General features: G+C 62.5%; 9 protein-coding genes. 3 read left to right on the plus strand and 6 right to left on the minus strand.

Features of this window, described 5'->3' with window-relative positions; all coding sequences use genetic code 11:
* Positions 1-187: 187 nt before the first annotated feature.
* From AWB74_RS16995 to AWB74_RS17015, 5 genes are all read right to left on the minus strand, one after another.
* Positions 188-1,291, minus strand: a complete 1,104-nt coding sequence (locus AWB74_RS16995; RefSeq protein ID WP_061147913.1) for a hypothetical protein — start codon at positions 1,289-1,291, stop codon at positions 188-190.
* Between the two features lie 232 nt (positions 1,292-1,523).
* Entirely contained in the window at positions 1,524-2,159 is a 636-nt protein-coding gene (locus AWB74_RS17000; protein ID WP_061147914.1) for a hypothetical protein, read from the minus strand.
* On the minus strand, positions 2,149-2,994 hold the full coding sequence (locus AWB74_RS17005) for an HNH/endonuclease VII fold putative polymorphic toxin (protein WP_061147915.1): 846 nt from the start codon (positions 2,992-2,994) through the stop codon (positions 2,149-2,151). Before AWB74_RS17005 ends, AWB74_RS17000 begins: the two co-directional genes overlap by 11 nt.
* Positions 2,995-3,010: 16 nt before the next feature.
* Positions 3,011-3,487: a hypothetical protein gene (locus tag AWB74_RS17010; RefSeq protein WP_061147916.1), complete on the minus strand. Its 477-nt coding sequence runs from the start codon at positions 3,485-3,487 to the stop codon at positions 3,011-3,013.
* Between the two features lie 12 nt (positions 3,488-3,499).
* Positions 3,500-14,026, minus strand: a complete 10,527-nt coding sequence (locus AWB74_RS17015) for a hemagglutinin repeat-containing protein (RefSeq protein WP_087039065.1) — start codon at positions 14,024-14,026, stop codon at positions 3,500-3,502.
* A 235-nt stretch (positions 14,027-14,261) separates the two neighbouring features.
* Between AWB74_RS17015 and AWB74_RS17020 the strand changes: the two genes are divergently transcribed.
* The 3 genes from AWB74_RS17020 to AWB74_RS17030 all read left to right on the plus strand — a co-directional run bounded on the left by AWB74_RS17020 (position 14,262) and on the right by AWB74_RS17030 (position 17,152).
* Positions 14,262-15,122 carry a MurR/RpiR family transcriptional regulator gene (locus tag AWB74_RS17020; RefSeq protein ID WP_061147918.1) on the plus strand — a complete coding sequence of 287 codons (861 nt, stop codon included), beginning with the start codon at positions 14,262-14,264 and terminating at the stop codon, positions 15,120-15,122.
* Positions 15,123-15,257: 135 nt separating this feature from the next.
* Entirely contained in the window at positions 15,258-16,589 is a 1,332-nt protein-coding gene (locus AWB74_RS17025; RefSeq protein ID WP_061147919.1) for an aspartate aminotransferase family protein, read from the plus strand.
* 8 nt (positions 16,590-16,597) lie between these two features.
* Positions 16,598-17,152, plus strand: a complete 555-nt coding sequence (locus tag AWB74_RS17030) for a carboxymuconolactone decarboxylase family protein (RefSeq protein ID WP_061147920.1) — start codon at positions 16,598-16,600, stop codon at positions 17,150-17,152.
* A gap of 7 nt (positions 17,153-17,159) precedes the next feature.
* On the opposite strand, the gene AWB74_RS17035 is transcribed toward AWB74_RS17030, so the two are convergent.
* Positions 17,160-18,065, minus strand: coding sequence for a glutamate/aspartate ABC transporter substrate-binding protein (locus AWB74_RS17035; protein ID WP_061147921.1), 906 nt, complete (start codon positions 18,063-18,065; stop codon positions 17,160-17,162).
* Positions 18,066-18,180: the final 115 nt, after the last annotated feature.

Consider the following 18,180-nt stretch of genomic DNA (forward strand, 5'->3'; position numbering starts at 1 on the left):
GAACTGCGGAGTGCACCGATATCCCTAGAACTCAGCAAACGTTTAACTTCAAGAGAGTAGACATGCAAACAATCACAAGAGATGAGGCGCGGCGCTCATTCGAATCGGCCGAACAGGCGGCAGCAGCATTGGTCGAAGCTCAATACGGATACTACGACTCCGCCAATCGAGCCTGCGTCAGCCTTTATTATCGGGTTTTCGATAACTTGCTCGACGAACGACTCAAACAGTGGAAGTTGCCCGAATTGCTAGACACTGCCGACGCCACATCCGCAACCGTGCCACGCATGTAATCCGCATCCGACTTATCAAACTTCGTGAACGGCCCCGTCAAATCCAGGCTGAAGCCTTTCTTGCCCGTCTGGTCATACACGATATTCGGTACACCGCCTTGTGCAGATCCCGAGTTCGCCAGAATGTAGCTCTGCAAGTCCGCATTCGCCTGCGCGGTAGTCTGCGTCAGGATCGGCTTACCGTCATCCGTCTTGCCTGCGTACTGCCATTGCGCTCCAGAATCGGTCGGCATCTGACCAATCAACGTGGCAGGCGCACCTGACTCGCGATCTCCGCCGATCGTGCCGCCCATGATCCGCATCTGATCCTCGATCTGCTGTTCGGTGTACTTCGCGCCGCTCTTGTCCGCAAGCTGCTTCGCCAGCGTCTTTTCTTCCGGATGAAGTTGCCGGTTGTACAAATCCGCCCCCAGCGCCCCATTGCCGCCACTCATCGCCCCGCCAGCCCCACCGATCAAACCACCAACCGCCGCCCCCGCTGCCCCCGCCGCAACATTGCCCGCCAGTGTCGCTTCCGCACCTGCGCCCATCGCAGTGTTCAATGCTCCCGACGCCAGATCCCCCGCTATCGTGCCTCCGATCGCACCCGCCACATTGCCACCGCCCAGCGCCGCGCCTGCTGCCGCCACCGCTCCATGCAACGCAATCCGGCCCGCCCCATCCGTACCCCACAGCGACGGATTGCCCTTCGCCAGCGAATCAGCCACATTGCCCGCTACCGTCATGCCCACCTGCACCGCAGCCTGCTGGACCGCCATATCATCGGCCACCTTCTGCGCATCGAACGAATTGAGCACCGATCCGTTCGCATTCGCCGCATTACGGCTCAGGCCTGCCGTGCTGTCGTGACCCGTGAGCGCATCGTCACGCACAGTAATCGTGCCCGCACTCACCACTGCGTGCGTCGTGCCCGATGCGCTACCGCTCGTGCCTGCCACACCGAAACCCGTCGGACCGATACCCGCGATCCCCGGGAACGCCGACGCCCCCTTGTCCATCGTCGTACTCGCGCTGAATCCGACCGATGAACCCCAAATGTGCCCGTCGATAGCGTGTTTTTGTCCGCCTCCGCCGTGCTCGCAATCGCACCGCCATCGAGTTGCGTGGCTCGCGAACGTTGACGTTGAAACCGCCATCGCCCGCATACAGACCGCTCTGTACTGCTTTGGCCTTCGAGCACCGTTTCCCGACTTCCGCTATTCAGAGTCGCATTCCTCGGCACGTACCCCGTTATGCAGTGAGCCTCGCCACAACGTTCGGCTTCCCAAGTGCAACGAGTCCGACTTCGGGATCGTCAAAGTAGCCGGTGCGTTGAAAAATGATGCCGTCATTTTTGACGTTAGATTGGATCAATTTTGAATCTTCGTTCAATCGCCCCGACCATCCGCTGAACTCCGACAACTCCGGCACAATGTCGGGTAGCGCAAGTAGGTAAGTGCATGATCCTGGCTGCATTGTCTTAGGCACAAGTGGCAGCGCATCCTCTTCAAGGCGAACAGCCCCAAAGAACTTCAGTTTTCCATATTGCTCGATCATGAACTCTCGTCGATCTTGAAGTGCTGCGAAATCCAAACCCTGAGCCTTTAGAGCATTAAACATTTTCCGGTAGCGGATGATCCGTGTGTCATCTTGCCAGCATGTGTCGCCTAAAAGCAGCCAAACATGGTATCCGCTCATACGTTCGCATATCGTGAGAAATACAAAACGCAAAACTTCGAGTAGTGCCACATCATGCGGCACTCTCTTTGCGCTCCAGTCAGCAACTGACAAAGCGATAGCCGTTTCGTATCTAGAACGCTCGAGTTTAATTAGAGCATTCTTTTGGAATGCATCCTCGGCAACGCCAACATTGATTTCAATAGTCATAGTGGTTTCCTGCTGGATCGTTAAAATGAGCACCTCGATTCTGTGGGTCATTCGTTCCAAAATTATGCCCGCCAGCGTCGTCGCGAATGATCACTTCTTTTGTTCTACCCCCCTCCGAGGGAACCTCGTACACGTACTGATAACCAGGCTGAACGTTTCCTTGTCGATCAACATTGGGCCTGACTTCGACCGGTTGCTGACTAACAGGAACTCCCGCGTTGCGCTTTGCCTCATTGAAGGCACCGCTACGGCCAGCACCATCGGGAGACATGTTCGGCGGCGGCGCTCCATCACCCTTTGCGAAGATCGCATTCCCAGGCATCCCCGGCGTCACCACCGGCACCTCGACGCACACCCGAGGCACGCACACCATCACCGGCGCCGCTCCACCCGCCGTCGGGGGCGTTTTGTTGCCGTTGCCTATATCCCCCAACGGATCTGCATCCGCCGGCGCCGACTGACCTCCCCGCGCCTTCATCTCGTTCACGAACTGGTCCGCCAGATTCGACGCGCCACGACCCGCTGACTTCGCCTGTTGCGCAAGATAATCTGCACCACGATACGACGCATCACTCGCCACATCCGAGGGGCTATACACGAACAACCCCGTGTTCTTAAGCTCGTTCTGCTCGGTGATGTACCCCGCGCCACGCTGCTGCGACGCCAGCGCATCGGCCTTTTCCGGATTACTGTCCGACATCTGCGCCGCACACTGCACCCGATAACACGCCGCATCCGCCAGCCTTTGCTGCTCTTCCGGCGTCTTGCCATCCTGCAACTCGGCCAGCTTATTCTTCTCATCCGGATGCAGCTGCCGGTTGTAGAGATCAACCACAGCGGTTTTACTTCTTCTATTCCCTCAGGAAATCGTGAGGAAACAATTCGTCGGGCGGCAATCCGACCGTTGAAATAATCTTGCCGCGTTCGGTCGCGTATTCACCGGAGATTCGCCACGCACCGGACGCGGGAGCAAGGAGATACGAGTCTGTAGCGTTCATAACAAACCACTGCTCGTCCTTGCCCGCAAAAAGCCCACCCAATTCATCCAAGTATTCTTGCTCGGTCATTGATGTGGAAAGCGCAATCGCAGGATATTTACCGAAAGATTTGTGAAACGTGTCGTCCATTGAACGATTAACATCCCAGAAATAAAGGGTGTTATCCAAGCTCATTTTTGCCAGTTCAACGACATACGGCCAGAAACCTCCGACTGAGAACTCGCCCCATTCCAAGATTCGAATCTCGATGCTCCGCGAGGAAGTCCCCAGAGGAATTTTGGCGAGTTTCGTAATCTGCTCAAACAGCGACAAATCAGTTATATAAGGCATTTAAAGCATCCTTTACTTCAACCGAATCTTACTTATTGTCTTATTGCCGACACGGTAGTCAACGGAAGGCCCACCTGTTGAACTAGCATTATTTCTCACAGTGTATTGAACATCACCGTTCCTGTAGAGAGTTATGTCGTTTTCTCCGCCTAAGGGCGTAGCTGTAAAGCCACTATTGAGCAAGTTTCGTTCAAACTCCTCACGAGTCAAGCCGATCGCAGCGTTTGGAGTGCTGAAGCCCTTCGTGACACTTTCCCAATCGGTCGGCAGGCCCGTTGCCGGCAGAGCCACACCGCCGCCTACGGTGAACGTGTCGGGCTGCGCATCCTTGGACATCGCACCGCCAGCAGTCGGCAGTATATTCAGATGCGTGTCCGTAACATCGTTACCCGCCGTGTTCTCATGCCCCGGCCGCTCATCTGGCTTGTCCCTGTGTCCCTGGTTGTTGTAGAGATCCGCCCCCAGCGCCCCATTGGCGCCACTCATCGCCCCGCCAGCCCCACCGATCAAACCACCAACCGCAGCCCCCGCAGCCCCCGCCGCAACATTGCCCGCCAGCGTCGCTCCCGCACCTGCGCCCATCGCAGTGTTCAATGCTCCCGACGCCAGATCCCCCGCTATCGTGCCTCCGATCGCACCCGCCACATTGCCACCGCCCAGCGCGGCGCCTGCTGCCGCCACCGCTCCATGCAACGCAATCCGGCCCGCCCCATCCGTACCCCACAGCGACGGATTGCCCTTCGCCAGCGAATCAGCCACATCGCCCGCGACCGTCATGCCCACCTGCACCGCAGCCTGCTGCACCGCCATATCATCGGCCACCTTCTGCGCATCGAACGAATTGAGCACCGATCCGTTCGCATTCGCCGCATCACGGCTCAGGCCTGCCGTGCTGTCGTGACCCGTGAGCGCATCGTCACGCACAGTAATCGTGCCCGCACTCACCACTGCGTGCGTCGTGCCCGATGCGCTGCCGCTCGTGCCTGCCACACCGAAACCCGTCGGACCGATACCCGCAATCCCCGGGAACGCCGACGCCCCCTTGTCCATCGTCGTACTCGCGCTGAATCCGATCGATGAACCCGAGTAATCCGCATGGTTCTGCACGTCGCTGAACCCGAACGTGCCCGTCGACAACGTATTCCTCTGCGCCGCCGCCGTGCTCGCAATCGCACCGCCATCGAGTTGCGTGTGCTCGCGAACGTTGACGTTGAAACCGCCCTCGCCCGCAAAGAGACCACTCTGCCGGTTCACCGACTCATAGTTGGCGTCGATCTTCGTTTCGCTCACGCTCGCGCCGCCGCTCACCGTCTGGCCGACACAGAACGGCGGCACGCAAATGCTCGCCTGCATACCCGCGCTCTTTTGCTGGCTATCGTAGGCATTCGTGTCCTGCGGGCTCGTGATCGTCAGGTTACGCCCGACGTCCACGTTCACCGTCCTGCCCGCCGCTTCCGCGCCGATCAGGTTCGTGTCGCGCCCACTGGCAATCGTGAGTGCATCGCTCGCATTGACCTGTGTGTCGACGTGCGTCACGCCGTTGCCATTCATGTGGCCCTTCGTCCCGCTCGCAGCCAGTTCCAGCGTGAAGCCGTTCTGCTGGCCTCCCAGCCCCAGGCCGACGCCGATGCTCGCATTGCTGCTGCTGTTGCTGCCGCTTTGCCGGCTCATGTCCTGCGCACTGAGCAGATTCACATCGCGCGCGGCCATCATCGTCACGTTCTCGCCGCTGATCGTCGTGCCGCGCGAGTTGATGTCGCCATCGGATGCGTAGCCCGCCGCATCCTTCGCTCCGCTGCCCGCCGCCACGATCGTCACGTTCTTGCCCGTGAGCGTGCTGCCAGCGTGCGCAACCGCGTCCGACTGCGCCTCGCTCTGGCTGCTGCCGCCACCCACGCTCACCGTCGCCTTGATCAGCGGCGCATTACCGCTTGCCGCCGCTGCGGACGCGCCGTAACCCGCCAGACCTGCCTGTGCCACTTCGAGTGCCGCGAGCCGCTTGTCGTGCGTCTGACTGGCCGCGGTCACGTTGCGATTCACCGTCGCCACCGTATCGCCCGCCACCCCGCCCAGCGCGAACGTCACGCCATACTGGCTCGAACTCTGGCTCATCTGGCTTTGCGTCGCGTCCGCGCCGGCGTCCAGATTGACATTGCGGCCCATCAGCGTCAGATCCTTCGATGCCACCAGGTCTGCGCCCTGCACGTTGATATCGTTTTTCGCTACCGCCGTCACGCTGCCGTTGCCGCTCACGATCTGGCTGCGGATCGTGCTCTGCGTCTGCGCCGCGTCGTCCTGCGTGCGATGGCTGTTCGATACGCCCTGGCTGAAACCCGTGCCCACGCCATTGCTGCCCAGATCACCGAATTGGTGACGGCTCTCGTCCAGATGACTGGTACTAGTCTCGATGCCGGCGAGCACGTTGATCGAGCCCTGGTTCGCCAACAAATCGACACCCTGCGTGCCGACGATGCCCGAGCCGATCACGTTGATATCGCCCGTATGGCTCACCAGCGTCACATTGTTGCCCGTCACGACCGAGGCTGTCTGTGTGCTCGACGATCCGTTGGCGTTGCTATGCCCGCTCGCCGCGTTGTACGGCGACGAACTGACGCCGCTGCTGTTCGGACCGCCGTTGACCCAGCGGCTGACGTCGCCCAAGCTGGGGCTGGCGATCTGCAGGCTCGAACTGGAACTCTCCGACTGGTTCGACTGCTGCATCTGATCGGTCGATGCCTGCAGCGTCACGTTCCGATTGGCGTCGAGCTTCGCGGTGCCGCCCGCCGTGATCGTCGAACCGGTTACCGTGATGTCGCCATCGAGCGGGTGACCATTCGCATCCATGAGCGCGCCACCCGTGGCCGTCACGCTCACGTTGCCCGCGCCGCGAATCGTGCTGCCGCTGTTCGTCAGGCTCGATGCATCGATCGTAGCGGAACTGCTGCTGTGGCTGAACGTCGCCGTCACCGATGGCGTATCGAGCGGGCTCGCGGCCAGTTCATTGCCGATGCCTTTGGCACGCTGATAACCATTGCCCGACGCACTGGCCGCCTTCACGTTGCGCGCCGTGTCGAACGGCGTGCCGGCGATTCCGATTGCCACACCACTCGAACTCGCTTCCTGATGCTCGTGCGAATTCGCGTTGTCTCGGCCCGGATCGATCGTCACGTTCTGCCCTTTGAGGGCGATATTGCCTCCCGCCCCAGCGATGTCGTCCGGGGCGCGCCCTGCCACGATATCGCTGCCGCCGATATGCAGATCCTTGCCCGCCTTGATCGACACATTGCCCTGCACGCTGCCTATCGTGCTGCGCGACTGGCTTTCGGTGACGGCGCTGCTGTCATAGGCGGCTTTCTGCTCGCTCGAACCGATCGACACGCCGATGCCGCCGCTGCCCGAAATCCCCGACGTCTTCACTTCGTGCTGCTCGACGTCGCGATACTGGTTCTGCGCGGCCGTGATGTTCACGTTGCCGAGTGCTGCGATGGACATGTCGTGCGTCGCCACCACGTCGCTGCCCTGCACCGTGATGTCCTTGCCCGCGATGATTGCGACCGTGTTGCCGCTGACAAGACTGCCCTTCGCATCGTTCGATTTGATATCGACGCTGTCGTCCTCCGTCGTCTTGCTCACAAAGCTCCCACGCTCCGAGTGCACATAGCTGAAACTGTCGTGCTCCTCACGCGCTTCGTTGAGCGTCACATCGCCCGTCGCGGCGATACTTGCCGCGCCCTTGTCCGTCGACAGCGTCGAGCCTGTCAGCGTCACGTTGCCCTTGGACTCGTCGGTCGACAGCGCCGCCAGCGTGCCCTTGCCCCCTGCCGAGAACGTCGTGCCCTGCGCCTGCTCGTCGTAGTAATGTTCGATGCGCTTGACCCGATCATCGGTCGCCACGTTGTCGAGCTTCTGGCTGTCCGTGACCGTCGTCGCCGTCAGATTGCCGCCCGCCACCGCCGACAGGTCCCCGCCCGCGCTCACCTTCGCGCCCTTGAAGGTCATGTCGTTGCCCGACTGCATCGACAGACTGCCGCCCGCACTGATCCCGCTCGTCTCGTTGATCGTCGAGTGCGCTTCCCAGTGATGATCCGCGTTCTTCGTCACCGACTGCGACGTCTCCGACTGCACCGTATCCACCAGCACGTCATGACCCGCCGTGATCTGCGCCTTACCACCTGCACTGATCGTCGCGCCATGCACGGTCAGATCGTGGCCCGCTGCGATCAGCATGTCGCCTGTCGAGTCGATCGTGCCTTGCGCGCCGATCAGCGTCTGCTGAACGCGGCTGTCGCCCGCCGCCGAACTCACGCCCACCGCATCGACCAGCGTCGTGTTGACGACGTCATGCCCCGCCAGCACCGCCACCCGATTGCCCGTGATGCGGCCCGACGCATTGGTTATGTCGTTCGTGGCCGAAATAACCGTCGTGCCATTGGCCGATGAACTGCCGATCGTGCCGCCGCGATTCAGGATGTCCGTCGCGCTGATCACCGTCTTCGTGCCGCCGTTGATCACGCCGCTATTGCTCACGCTGCCGGTCGTGTGGATCTCGACGTCATCAGCCGCGATCAACGCACCCGTGGGCTGCAAGTCGTTGGCGTGGGCATGCGCCAGATACACCACCGGCGCCAGCGCATGCTGCACGCTGCCATCGGGCAGGGTGACCGTCTGCTCCACCAGCCACACGATGTCGCTCGTCAGCGCATCCATCTGCGCGGCCGTCAACGCCATGCCCGGCACCAGGCCGAATGCCTTCGCAACGTTCACGCCATTGGTCATCAGCGCACGATATTCATCCTCGTTGCTCGTATAGCCCTGCAGATACACGCGGCCCGTCAGTTGCGTGATCTGGTTGCGGATGAGTTGCTGCTCGTACACGCCATCGCCCAGGCGCTTGATGACCTTCGACGGATCGAGGTCCAGCGCCTTGAGCATGTAGTCGCTCGAAATAAAGCTCGTGTAGCTCGTCAGGCGTGGATCGGTTGCAATCAGATACGCCGCATCCGGCGCCGTGTTGTAGTGATACAGGCCGCTCGTGGGCAGCGGGATATTCAGCGCCCCGGTTGGACCCGCCACCGATTGCGGCGCGTCGATGCGCGCACCGCTGCCGGTCGCGGCCTGCGTGGCGGCTCCGTTCGCACCATCGACCGATGCGCCGCCCGCCGCGTTCACGTTCGCGCCGCTTGCGCCCGCGACCGACGTCATCGCCGCGTTCGCCCCGAGCGTGCCGCCCGTCGCGCCCGTGGCCGAACTGGCCGCCGCCACGTTGACGTTATTGACATCGAGCGCACGGATGTCGATCAGGTTGTTCGCGATGATCGTGCCGCCCGTGCCGCCGATCGCCACCGGCGCAAGCACGATCGACGGCTGCGTGACCGGGCCCACATCCCGGTTGGGGTCCTCGTTCCACGTGTAGGTCGACTCGATGTCCTGACGCTGATACCGATATAGCGTCTGCCCGATGTTATTGACGATCGTGCCGCCCACGCTGCCGTTGCCGCTCGTGTCGAGCTCGCCGTTTTGCACCGCGTTGCCGATCTGAATCGCATCGCCCGCCGCGATCGCGCTATAGGCATTGTTGATCGTGCCGACGTTGGCCAGCGTCATCGTGCCGCCCGCGAGCAGTTGCGCCTGTTGCGCCTGCGCTCCGCTCACCACACGATCTTCCTGCGTCGTGGTCGTCGTGTCCCGCGCCAGCTCCACGCGCTGCCAGCCGTTGTGCGCGTCGTTGGTCGAGGGATATTCCGTCGCCGGATCGTAGTTGATATGCGGATCGTAGGCGTCCCAGTAGCTGACGCTGATCGTGCCGTCCGCGTTTTGCGTGAGCGTGTTGTAGTAGATCGTCGTCGGCGTGCCGGCGATGTTCACCACCAGCACACGATCCACCGCGTTCGGTCCGCTCGCTGTGGACACGACATCGGAGTCGCTGTACGTCACGTCCAGCGGATGCTGATACGGCCCGTTGTAGTCCGCGTTCGAGCAGTTCGCGTGGTCGTCGTTGCCCGTGGTCGTGCAGCCAAAGTACCTCGCACGCTTGGTCTCATGCTTCGTTTCGACACTCGTCTCGACGGTCTCCACCGCCGGCGCCGGACGCGTATTGTTCAGCGTGTTCGCCGCAACTTCGATATTACTCAACGCCTCGATCGTCGACTGATCGTTCGTCACCGTGTTCGCGCGGTTCGTGAGCAGTCCATCCGCGTCGCGCGTCGCATCGCCCGCGATAACGATATCGACCAGGCTGAAGATGTTCGCGCCGTTCGTATTGCCGATATCGCCGCGCGAATACAGATTCAACTCGGACGCCGCCGCCATCACCGCCGCCGCGCCGTCGTTCACGATCGATTGCGTGCCGGTGAGCGTGACGATATTGCCGATGATCGTCGCCGTGTTCACGAGCGTCGCGCTCGTGGTCGTCACCGAATCGCCTTCGATGCGCCCTTCGTTACTGATCGCGTTCGCCGCATTTACCGTCGTCGTCGCGGCGTTCAGATCCGCGCCCGCCTGATTGTCGACGTTGTACGCGTTCACGTTCAGCGCGTTCACCGCCGCGAGCATGCCCTGATTCGTGAAGGTGCCCGACGTCGTTAAGGTGAGGTCGTGATTCGCCTGGATCAGGTTCGCGCCATCGAGCGTGTAATCGCCGTCGATCGTGACCGTGCCATCGCGGCCCGCGACGATGCGTCCATCGCCCGTGAGCATGTTCGTCCTCACGCTCAGGTCCTGATCGCTGCCGATCGCGCCGTTCTGGTTCGCAAGCGTGCCCGTTGCAATCGATACGCTGCCGCCGCTGCCCTGATCGTTGCCGATGCGGCCATTCGCGTTATCGATCGAAGCCGTATTGAGTCCGATCGCACCGTTGCCGTGAATCGATCCGCTCGCATTCACGAGCGCCGCGTTCGGGCCGTTGAGCGTGACATTGTTCGCGCCCGAGAGCGTCCCGTTCGTGTTGTCCGCCCATTGCGCGATGTTCAGCGTCAGATCGTGACCCGCGAGCACCTGCGCGCCGTTCGTGTTCGACAGCGCCTGTGCGTCGAGCGTCACATCGCCATTGCCGCCGATCGTGCCGGCGCCCGCCACGCCATTCGTATTGCTGTTGACGATCGACCCCGCGCTCACGTTCATCGCGCCGGCGCCGCTATTGGCGATGCGGCCGTTCGAGTTATCGAGCGAGGCGCCCGACACCGACAGCGCGGAGTTTGCGCCGTCGGCTTCGATCTGACCGCCGGTGTTGTCGATTGCGCCCGTCGCGGCAATCGACGCGTCGCCGCCGCCTTGCACCAGACCCGCGCGATTGGCGAAAGTGCTATCCGAGTGCGCCGCAATCGATCCGCCCGCCACGAACGTGCCGCCCGAGTTGTCGATGCTCGCGCCCGATACGGACACGTCGCCATTGCCCCCGATCACGCCATTGTTCGTGTTGCTCAACGCGCCGCGTGCCTGGACCGTGCTCGCGCCCGTTCCGCCGTTGGAGATCGAGCCGCCGTCATTGCGCACGTCCTGCGCGGATACGTCCAGTGCACCGTTCGCCTGCATCGTGCCGCCCGTGTTGTCGAGCGTGCCTGCATCGCTGACCGATACGTTCTGTGCGCCCACATAGCCCGCACGGTTGTCGAGCGAAGCGACATCGAGCGAGGCCGATGTTTGCGCCGACAACGTGCCGCCCTGGTTCGAGAGCGCGCCGCTCTTCATGTCCAGCGCGCCGTTGGTCGCAATCGTGCCGCCATTGTTCGACACGCTGCCCGAATTCACCGACAGCGTGCCCGTGCCCGAACTCGTGATCGTGCCGCGGTCGTTCACGAGCACGGCGGGCGCGAGCGTCAGATCATCGGCGTTGGTCTGGATCGTGCCGGACGTGTTGTCGAGCGTGCCCGAAACGGTGAACGTGGTGGCAGCCGTGCCGGCTTGGGTGATGCTGCCGCGATTGACGAGATCGAATGCCGACACCGCGAGCTGTCTGCCCGCAATCGTGTTCGTGTTCGTCAGCGTCGTGCCCGCCGAAACGCTCGTCGTGCCGTTGGATGCCAGCGTGCCGCTGTTGAAGAGGCTCTGCACCGCAGCGACGATCAGGCTCTGCACCGTAGTGATCGACCCCGCGTTCACCAGTTGTCCGGCTTGCAGGACGATATTTCCATTGCTGCCGATGGTCCCGCCCGAGCCGTTGTTGAACAGGCCCGCGACCGTCAGCGCCACGCCGCCCGTGCCGAGCGCGGCGATGCTTCCGCCCGTGTTGTCGAGACTGCCCGCGCGCATCGACAGCGCGCTGCCCGCCTGCAATGTGCCGCTCTGGTTCGATGCCGCGCCGCTCACGTTCGCCGCGAGCGCGCCGTTGGTGGCGATCGTGCCGCCGTTGTTCGACAAGCTGTTCGTCGCGATCGACAGCGTGCCCGTGCCCGAAGCGGTGATCCTGCCGTGGTCGTTGATCAGCACGGCTGGCGCAAGCGTCAGGTCTTGCGCGTTGGTCGCAATCGTTCCGCTGGCATTGTCCAGCGTATTCGAGATGGCCAGCGTCGTCGCGCCTGCGCCCGTTTGCGTCAGGCGGCCGTTGCGATTCGTGAAGTTCGTCGCGGTGACGCTGAGCTGATCGCCGGTGATCGCACCGTTGCTGTTATCGAGCGTCGAGGCCTTGAGCGTCGCGCTCCGCCCGGCCGACAGCGTTCCCGAGTTGGCGAGCGTCGTTCCCGCCGATGCCGTCGCATTGCCATTCGCCGCGAGCGTGCCCGTGTTCGTCAGCGTCTGCGTCGTGCTCGCCACGAGATCCTGCACGGCGGTGATCGAACCGGCATTGACGAGCTGACCCGCCTGCGCGATGACGCTTCCGTTGCCGCCGATCGTGCCGCCCTGACCATTGTTCAGGAGACCCGTGACCGTGAGACTCAAGCCATCGGCATTGAGCGAGCTCAGATGCCCCGCGCTGTTGTCGAGACTGCCCGCACGCGTCGTGAGCGCGCCTGCGGCCTGCATCGTGCCGCCTTGATTCTGGATCGCGCCTGCGATGCTTTCGGTGAGCGCGCCGCCCGCAATGATCTGGCCATTGCGATTCGACAACGCGCTTGCGGTGATCGTCTGCGCACCGCCCGATTTCAATGCGCCATTGTCGTTCGTGAACGAGCCGGTAGCGTTTGCGTTGATTGCACCGCCCGCGGTCGTGGACGCGGTGGACAGGTTCACGTCGCCCGCGGTGGCTGTCAGTCCGAGATTGCCGTTCGCCGTGGTGGAACTGCCCGCCAGATTCACCGATGCGCCCTGCAAGACGGCATTGCCGCCCGCCGCGTTGCGGCCCGTGGCGCTCAGCGCGCCGGATGCGATCAAATTCAGATCGCCGCCCGGCGCGATCGAGCCATCGGTGTTGACGCCCGCGCCGAGCGTGCCCGTCGATGCGACACTCCTGGCGTTGACGGTCGCGTTTTGCTGCGCGGCCAGCGTCCCGCTGTTGGTCAACGCGCCGCCCGTCGTCGCGATCACGTCGCGTTGCGCGTAGGTGACGCCGCTGTTATCGATGCCGCCGGCTGCCTGCGCGCTGATACTGCCGCGCGCGTTCGTCTGGCCCGCGAGCACGAGCTGACCGTTGGACTGGAGCGTCAAATCCCCGGCCTGCGCCGCGAGCACGCCGCGCGTACTCACACCAACGCCGTATTCGTTCGACGCGAGATAGATACGGTTCGCATACATGCCGCCCAATGCGCTCACGTCGATGGCAAGCGACGGTGCCGCACCATTGCCTCCAATCGGCGTGGCTGCGAGCGTGTCGTGATCGACCTGATTGGCGCCTGCGACGGCGCTCAGATTGTTGGCGTAGATGGCGGCATTGACCTGAATCGCACGCGCGAGCAGATCCACCTGATCGACGCTTGTCGCGTTGAGGCCTGCGCCTTGAACCGTGATGCTGCCGCCTGAAACATTGAAGCCGGCGAGGCTGCCGTTCGGCCCGAAGTTCGGCGTGCCGGTCGTGAGAATGGCGCGCGATGTATTGATGAAGCCGCCGCCATCGACCACGATGCCGTTCGGATTGGCCACGATGACTTCCGAGCGCGGACCCGCCACTTCCAGATAGCCGCGCAACTGCGACGGTGAATTCGACATCACCTGATTCACGATCACGCGCGCTTCCTGACCCGGCGTCAGGTTCGCGTTGCCGTTGATGTAACCGGCCTGTTGCGTCTGCGTGATGGTCGGCGAGTTGTTGAGGATCGCGCCCTTGCCCGGCACGTCGAACTGAGAGTAGGTGTTCATCGACACGCCCGCCGCGGAGGGCCTTGCAATATTCACCTGATTCAAGCCGTTCTGCGTCTGGATGACCTGCGCGCCCGATCCCGGCGCGGCGACGATCTGCGCCACGGCGAACGTCGAAGCGGTTCCGAACAACGACATGGCAGCCAATGCCATCGCCCGCACCACCGGCGTCATGATCGACGCCGTATGCGCGCACCGTGCAGCGCCTTCGCCCCGCGCCGCGCCGTTACCATGAGCCATTGCAAAATCGGCCACCGCGACGAACATGTGTCGCACGCGACTGAAGACCAATTTGTAGGAATACTTATTCATTTGGTTATTTTTTGTTGTTTTCACAGAAGGCGACCACACCCGGGCCGCGAAGCCGGGGACTTATACCCGAGTCGAGACCCCGCGAAAATAGGAGCAAGTGGAATATGGCGCGGGTTTGATGCCGGACAAAAATCCGCCCCGTCCCGAACACAGGCAGCGCGCGGCGTCAAACGCCTGTCAACCGCCGGCGTCGTGTTTAAATAGCGCATCCGCTGCGCCCCATCACGAGCCCAACGTGCCCACCTTCGATCAACTCGCCGCGACCATCCGCGACCGCTTCCCCGACCTGAGCCCGCAATTCCAGGCGGGTGCCGCATTCCTGCTCGACTATCCCGACGAAGTCGCCGTCCTCTCGATGCGCAAGGTCGCCGAGCGCGCAAAAGTCCAGCCCGCCGCGATGGTCCGCCTATCGCAGCAGCTCGGTTTTCCCGGCTGGAACGAGTTGCGCGAGATCTTCGTGAGCCGCGTGCGCACGCGCCCCGAACCGCTGACTGCCCGCGCGCGCTCGCTCGTCAAAAGCGGCGCCGACAATCACCTCAGCCGCGATCTCGCCCAGGCCCAGGCGCACAACCTCGAGCTGACGCTCGCGCAAAACGCCGAAAACGTCGTCGAAGCGGCGAAGACATTGAAGAAGGCGCCGCACGTGCATGTCGCGGGCTTTCGCTCGTGCTATCCGGTCGCGTTTGGTCTGTTGTACGGCTATCGGCTGTTTCGTCCGTCCGTCAGCCTGATCTCGGGCGAAGCCGGCACGCTCGAAATGCAGTTGCGCGGCATCGAAAAGCGGCACGCGGCGGTCGTCGTCAGCTTCGCGCCGTATTCCGTCGAAGCGGTGCGCGTCGCGCAGGCGGCGATCGAGCGCGGCGCGAAACTCATTGCGCTCACCGACAGCGCCGTGTCGCCCATCGCGTTGAATGCGGATCACACGCTGATCTTCTCGCACGAATCGCCGTCGTTCTTTCCGTCGCTCGTCGCGGCATCGGCGCTCGCCGAAATGCTGGTCGCGCAACTGCTCGCGCTCGAAGGCAAGGACGCAATCGCCAATCTCGAACAGGCCGAAGCCGCGCTCCACTCGCAAGGCGCCTACGCGGCAAGCTAGCCGATCCCCGCGTTTGCCGCGCGCAGCATCGCGGCTGCGCGTGCGTTGTGATGCACGCGCCATTGACAACATATGTTGTTATTGAGCTAGAATGATACATCGCGTGTTGTGCACGCACTTACAAGGCAAGGCACCATGACCACGGTATTTCATCGCGCGCCCCGCGCCAGGCTTCCCGTCGCTGTGCGCGGCGACGGCATCGAGATCGTCGATTCGGACGGCAAGCGCTATATCGACGCGTGCGGCGGCGCGGCGGTCTCGTGTCTCGGCCACAGCCATCCGCGCGTGATCGAAGCCATCCAGCGCCAGGTGCAGCAATTGCCCTACGCGCATACGTCGTTCTTCACGACCGAACCCGCCGAAGCACTCGCTGACTTTCTCGTCGACAACGCGCCCAAAAATCTCGGTCACGTGTATTTCGTCTCCGGCGGCTCGGAAGCGATGGAAGCGGCGCTGAAGCTCGCGCGCCAGTATTTCGTCGAGAAGGGCGAGCGCGAGCGGCGACATTTCATCGCGCGGCGACAGAGCTATCACGGCAATACGCTCGGCGCGCTCGCGATCGGCGGCAACGCGTGGCGCCGCGAGCCGTTCCTGCCTATCCTCATCGAAGCGCATCACGTCACGCCCTGCTTCGCGTATCGCGAACAGCAGGCGGGCGAAAGCGACGAAGCCTTCGCGCAGCGTCTCGCCGACGAACTCGAAGCGAAGATTCTCGAACTCGGGCCGGAGTCGGTGGCGGCATTCGTCGCGGAGACGGTCGTCGGTGCGACGGCGGGCGCGGTGCCGCCGGTGCGCGAGTACTTCCGCAAGATCCGCGCGGTCTGCGACAAATACGGCGTGCTGCTGATTCTCGACGAAGTGATGTCGGGCATGGGCCGCACCGGATATCTCTTCGCGTGCGAGGAAGACGGCGTCGAACCCGACATTCTCGCGATCGCGAAAGGACTCGGCGCGGGCTATCAGCCGATCGGCGCGACGCTCGTCTCCAACGAGATCTTCGATACGATCGTCGGCGGCTCGGGATTCTTTCAGCACGGTCATACCTATATCGGTCACGCGACGGCGTGCGCGGCGGCGCTCGAAGTGCAGAAGGTCATCGCGGAAGACAGGCTGCTCGACAACGTGAAGGCCCGTGGCGAGCAACTGCGCACGCTGTTGCGCGAGCGCCATGCGAATCACCCGTTCATCGGCGACGTGCGCGGGCGCGGCCTCTTCACCGGCGTCGAGCTCGTGCAGGATCGCGCGAGCAAGGCGCCGTTCGATCCGAAGCACAAGCTGCACGCGCTCATCAAGAGCGAGGCGATGAAGCGCGGCCTCATGGTCTATCCGATGGGCGGCACCGTCGATGGCCGGATCGGCGATCACGTGCTCATCGCGCCGCCGTTCATCACGACGGCCGCGCAGATCGAAACCATCGTCGAGCGGCTTTCCGATGCGATCGACGGCGCGCTTGCCTCCATCAAGTGAGAACGACCATGAACAAGCGACTTCCCGACTTCGACACTGCCACCGCATCCGACGAACAGAAAGCCGTGCTGCAGGACATCCTGAGCGGACCGCGTGGCAATCTGAACGGTCCGTTTCTCGGCTGGATCTTCAGCCCGGAGCTCGCGCAGAACGCGCAAAAGCTGGGCGCATTCTGCCGCTACAAGACGGGCCTGCCGCTGCGCCTTTCGGAACTCGCGATTCTGGTGACCGCGGCGCGCTGGCGCTCGCAGGCGGAATGGCACATCCATCATCCGATCGCGCTCGACGCCGGCCTGCCCGCCGAACTCGCCGAAGCGCTGCGCACCGGCCAGACGCCCGTTTTCGCCGATGCCGATGACAAGCTCATCCACGATTTCGCGACCGAGCTCTATGAAACGAAGCGCGTGAGCGACGCGACCTACGACGCCGCCGTCGCACGTTTCGGTCATACGGTGGTGGTGAATCTCGTCGGGCTGCTCGGCTATTACGCGCTCGTCGCGATGACGCTCAACACATTCGGCATGCGCGCCGAAGGGCAAACGAGCTTGCCCTTCGCGGAATGAACGATCGTTATTCGAACGCCTTGTCGTTCGGCTCGGCGTAGAGCTTCTGCATCTGTTCGCTCATCGGGAAATCGAAGTTGATGTTCTTCGGCGGCACGGGTTTCATGAACCACTTGTCGTACATGGTCTTGATCTCGGAGCTTTTCATGACCTGGCTCATCGCGTCGTCGACGAGCTTCTTGAACTCGGGATCGTCCTTGCGCATCATGAAGCCGTACGCCTCCGACGACTGCGGCGTGCCGACGAGCACCCAGTCCGAAGGCTTCGCCGTCAGCGAGCGCGTGCCGGCGAGCAGCACGTCGTCCATCATGTAGGCGACGGCGCGCCCGGTCTCGAGCGTCGCGCGCCCTTCCCCGTAGTCCTTCGCGCTGATGATGCTCATGTTCATCTTCTTCTCTTCGTTCATCTTGCGAAGAATGCGCTCGGACGTCGTGCCCTGATTCGTCACGACGGTCTTGCCCGCGAGATCGGGAAAGTCCTTGATGCCGGAATCCTTCTTCGTGAGCAGACGCGTCGTCGCGACGAAGAACGTATCAGAGAAGGCGACCTGGTTCTGCCGCGACGTGAGATTGGTCGTCACGCCGCATTCGAGATCGACCGTGCCGTTCTGCACGAGCGAAATGCGATTCTGCGACGTCACCGGAATGAAGCGCACGCGTAAATCGGGGTGTTTCGTTTTCGCCTTGACCGCGTCGATCACCTTGTTGCACAAATCCTGCGAAAAGCCGATGACATTGTTGTTCGCATCGACATAAGAGAACGGCACGGACGTCTCGCGATGGCCGATCGCGATCAGATTGACACTCTGAACCTTGGCGAGCGTAGCCTGACCGTCCTGGCCGTAGCTCGCGCCCGTGACGAGCGAAAGCGCGGCGAACGCGACAGCGGATGCGACGAGCGGCGTGGATTTCATGGCGTTCTCTTTTCAGGATGGAATGATACATATGTTGCCATCGACAAAATTAACGCAACATATGTATTCACCCTTAGCCGCGTCCTGAGACCGCATCGCTGCGAGTTTTGCTTAC

This window comes from Caballeronia arvi (assembly GCF_001544695.2).
In the GTDB taxonomy this organism is placed as follows: domain Bacteria; phylum Pseudomonadota; class Gammaproteobacteria; order Burkholderiales; family Burkholderiaceae; genus Caballeronia; species Caballeronia arvi.

Bases quoted from the DNA above. Each gene is read 5' to 3' on its own strand.
- AWB74_RS17030 (WP_061147920.1), top strand. From the start codon at position 16,598: ATGAACAAGCGACTTCCCGACTTCGACACTGCCACCGCATCCGACGAA.
- AWB74_RS17025 (WP_061147919.1), top strand. From the start codon at position 15,258: ATGACCACGGTATTTCATCGCGCGCCCCGCGCCAGGCTTCCCGTCGCT.
- AWB74_RS16995 (WP_061147913.1), bottom strand. From the start codon at position 1,291: ATGGACAAGGGGGCGTCGGCGTTCCCGGGGATCGCGGGTATCGGTCCG.
- AWB74_RS17035 (WP_061147921.1), bottom strand. From the start codon at position 18,065: ATGAAATCCACGCCGCTCGTCGCATCCGCTGTCGCGTTCGCCGCGCTT.
- AWB74_RS17015 (WP_087039065.1), bottom strand. From the start codon at position 14,026: ATGAATAAGTATTCCTACAAATTGGTCTTCAGTCGCGTGCGACACATG.
- AWB74_RS17000 (WP_061147914.1), bottom strand. From the start codon at position 2,159: ATGACTATTGAAATCAATGTTGGCGTTGCCGAGGATGCATTCCAAAAG.
- AWB74_RS17010 (WP_061147916.1), bottom strand. From the start codon at position 3,487: ATGCCTTATATAACTGATTTGTCGCTGTTTGAGCAGATTACGAAACTC.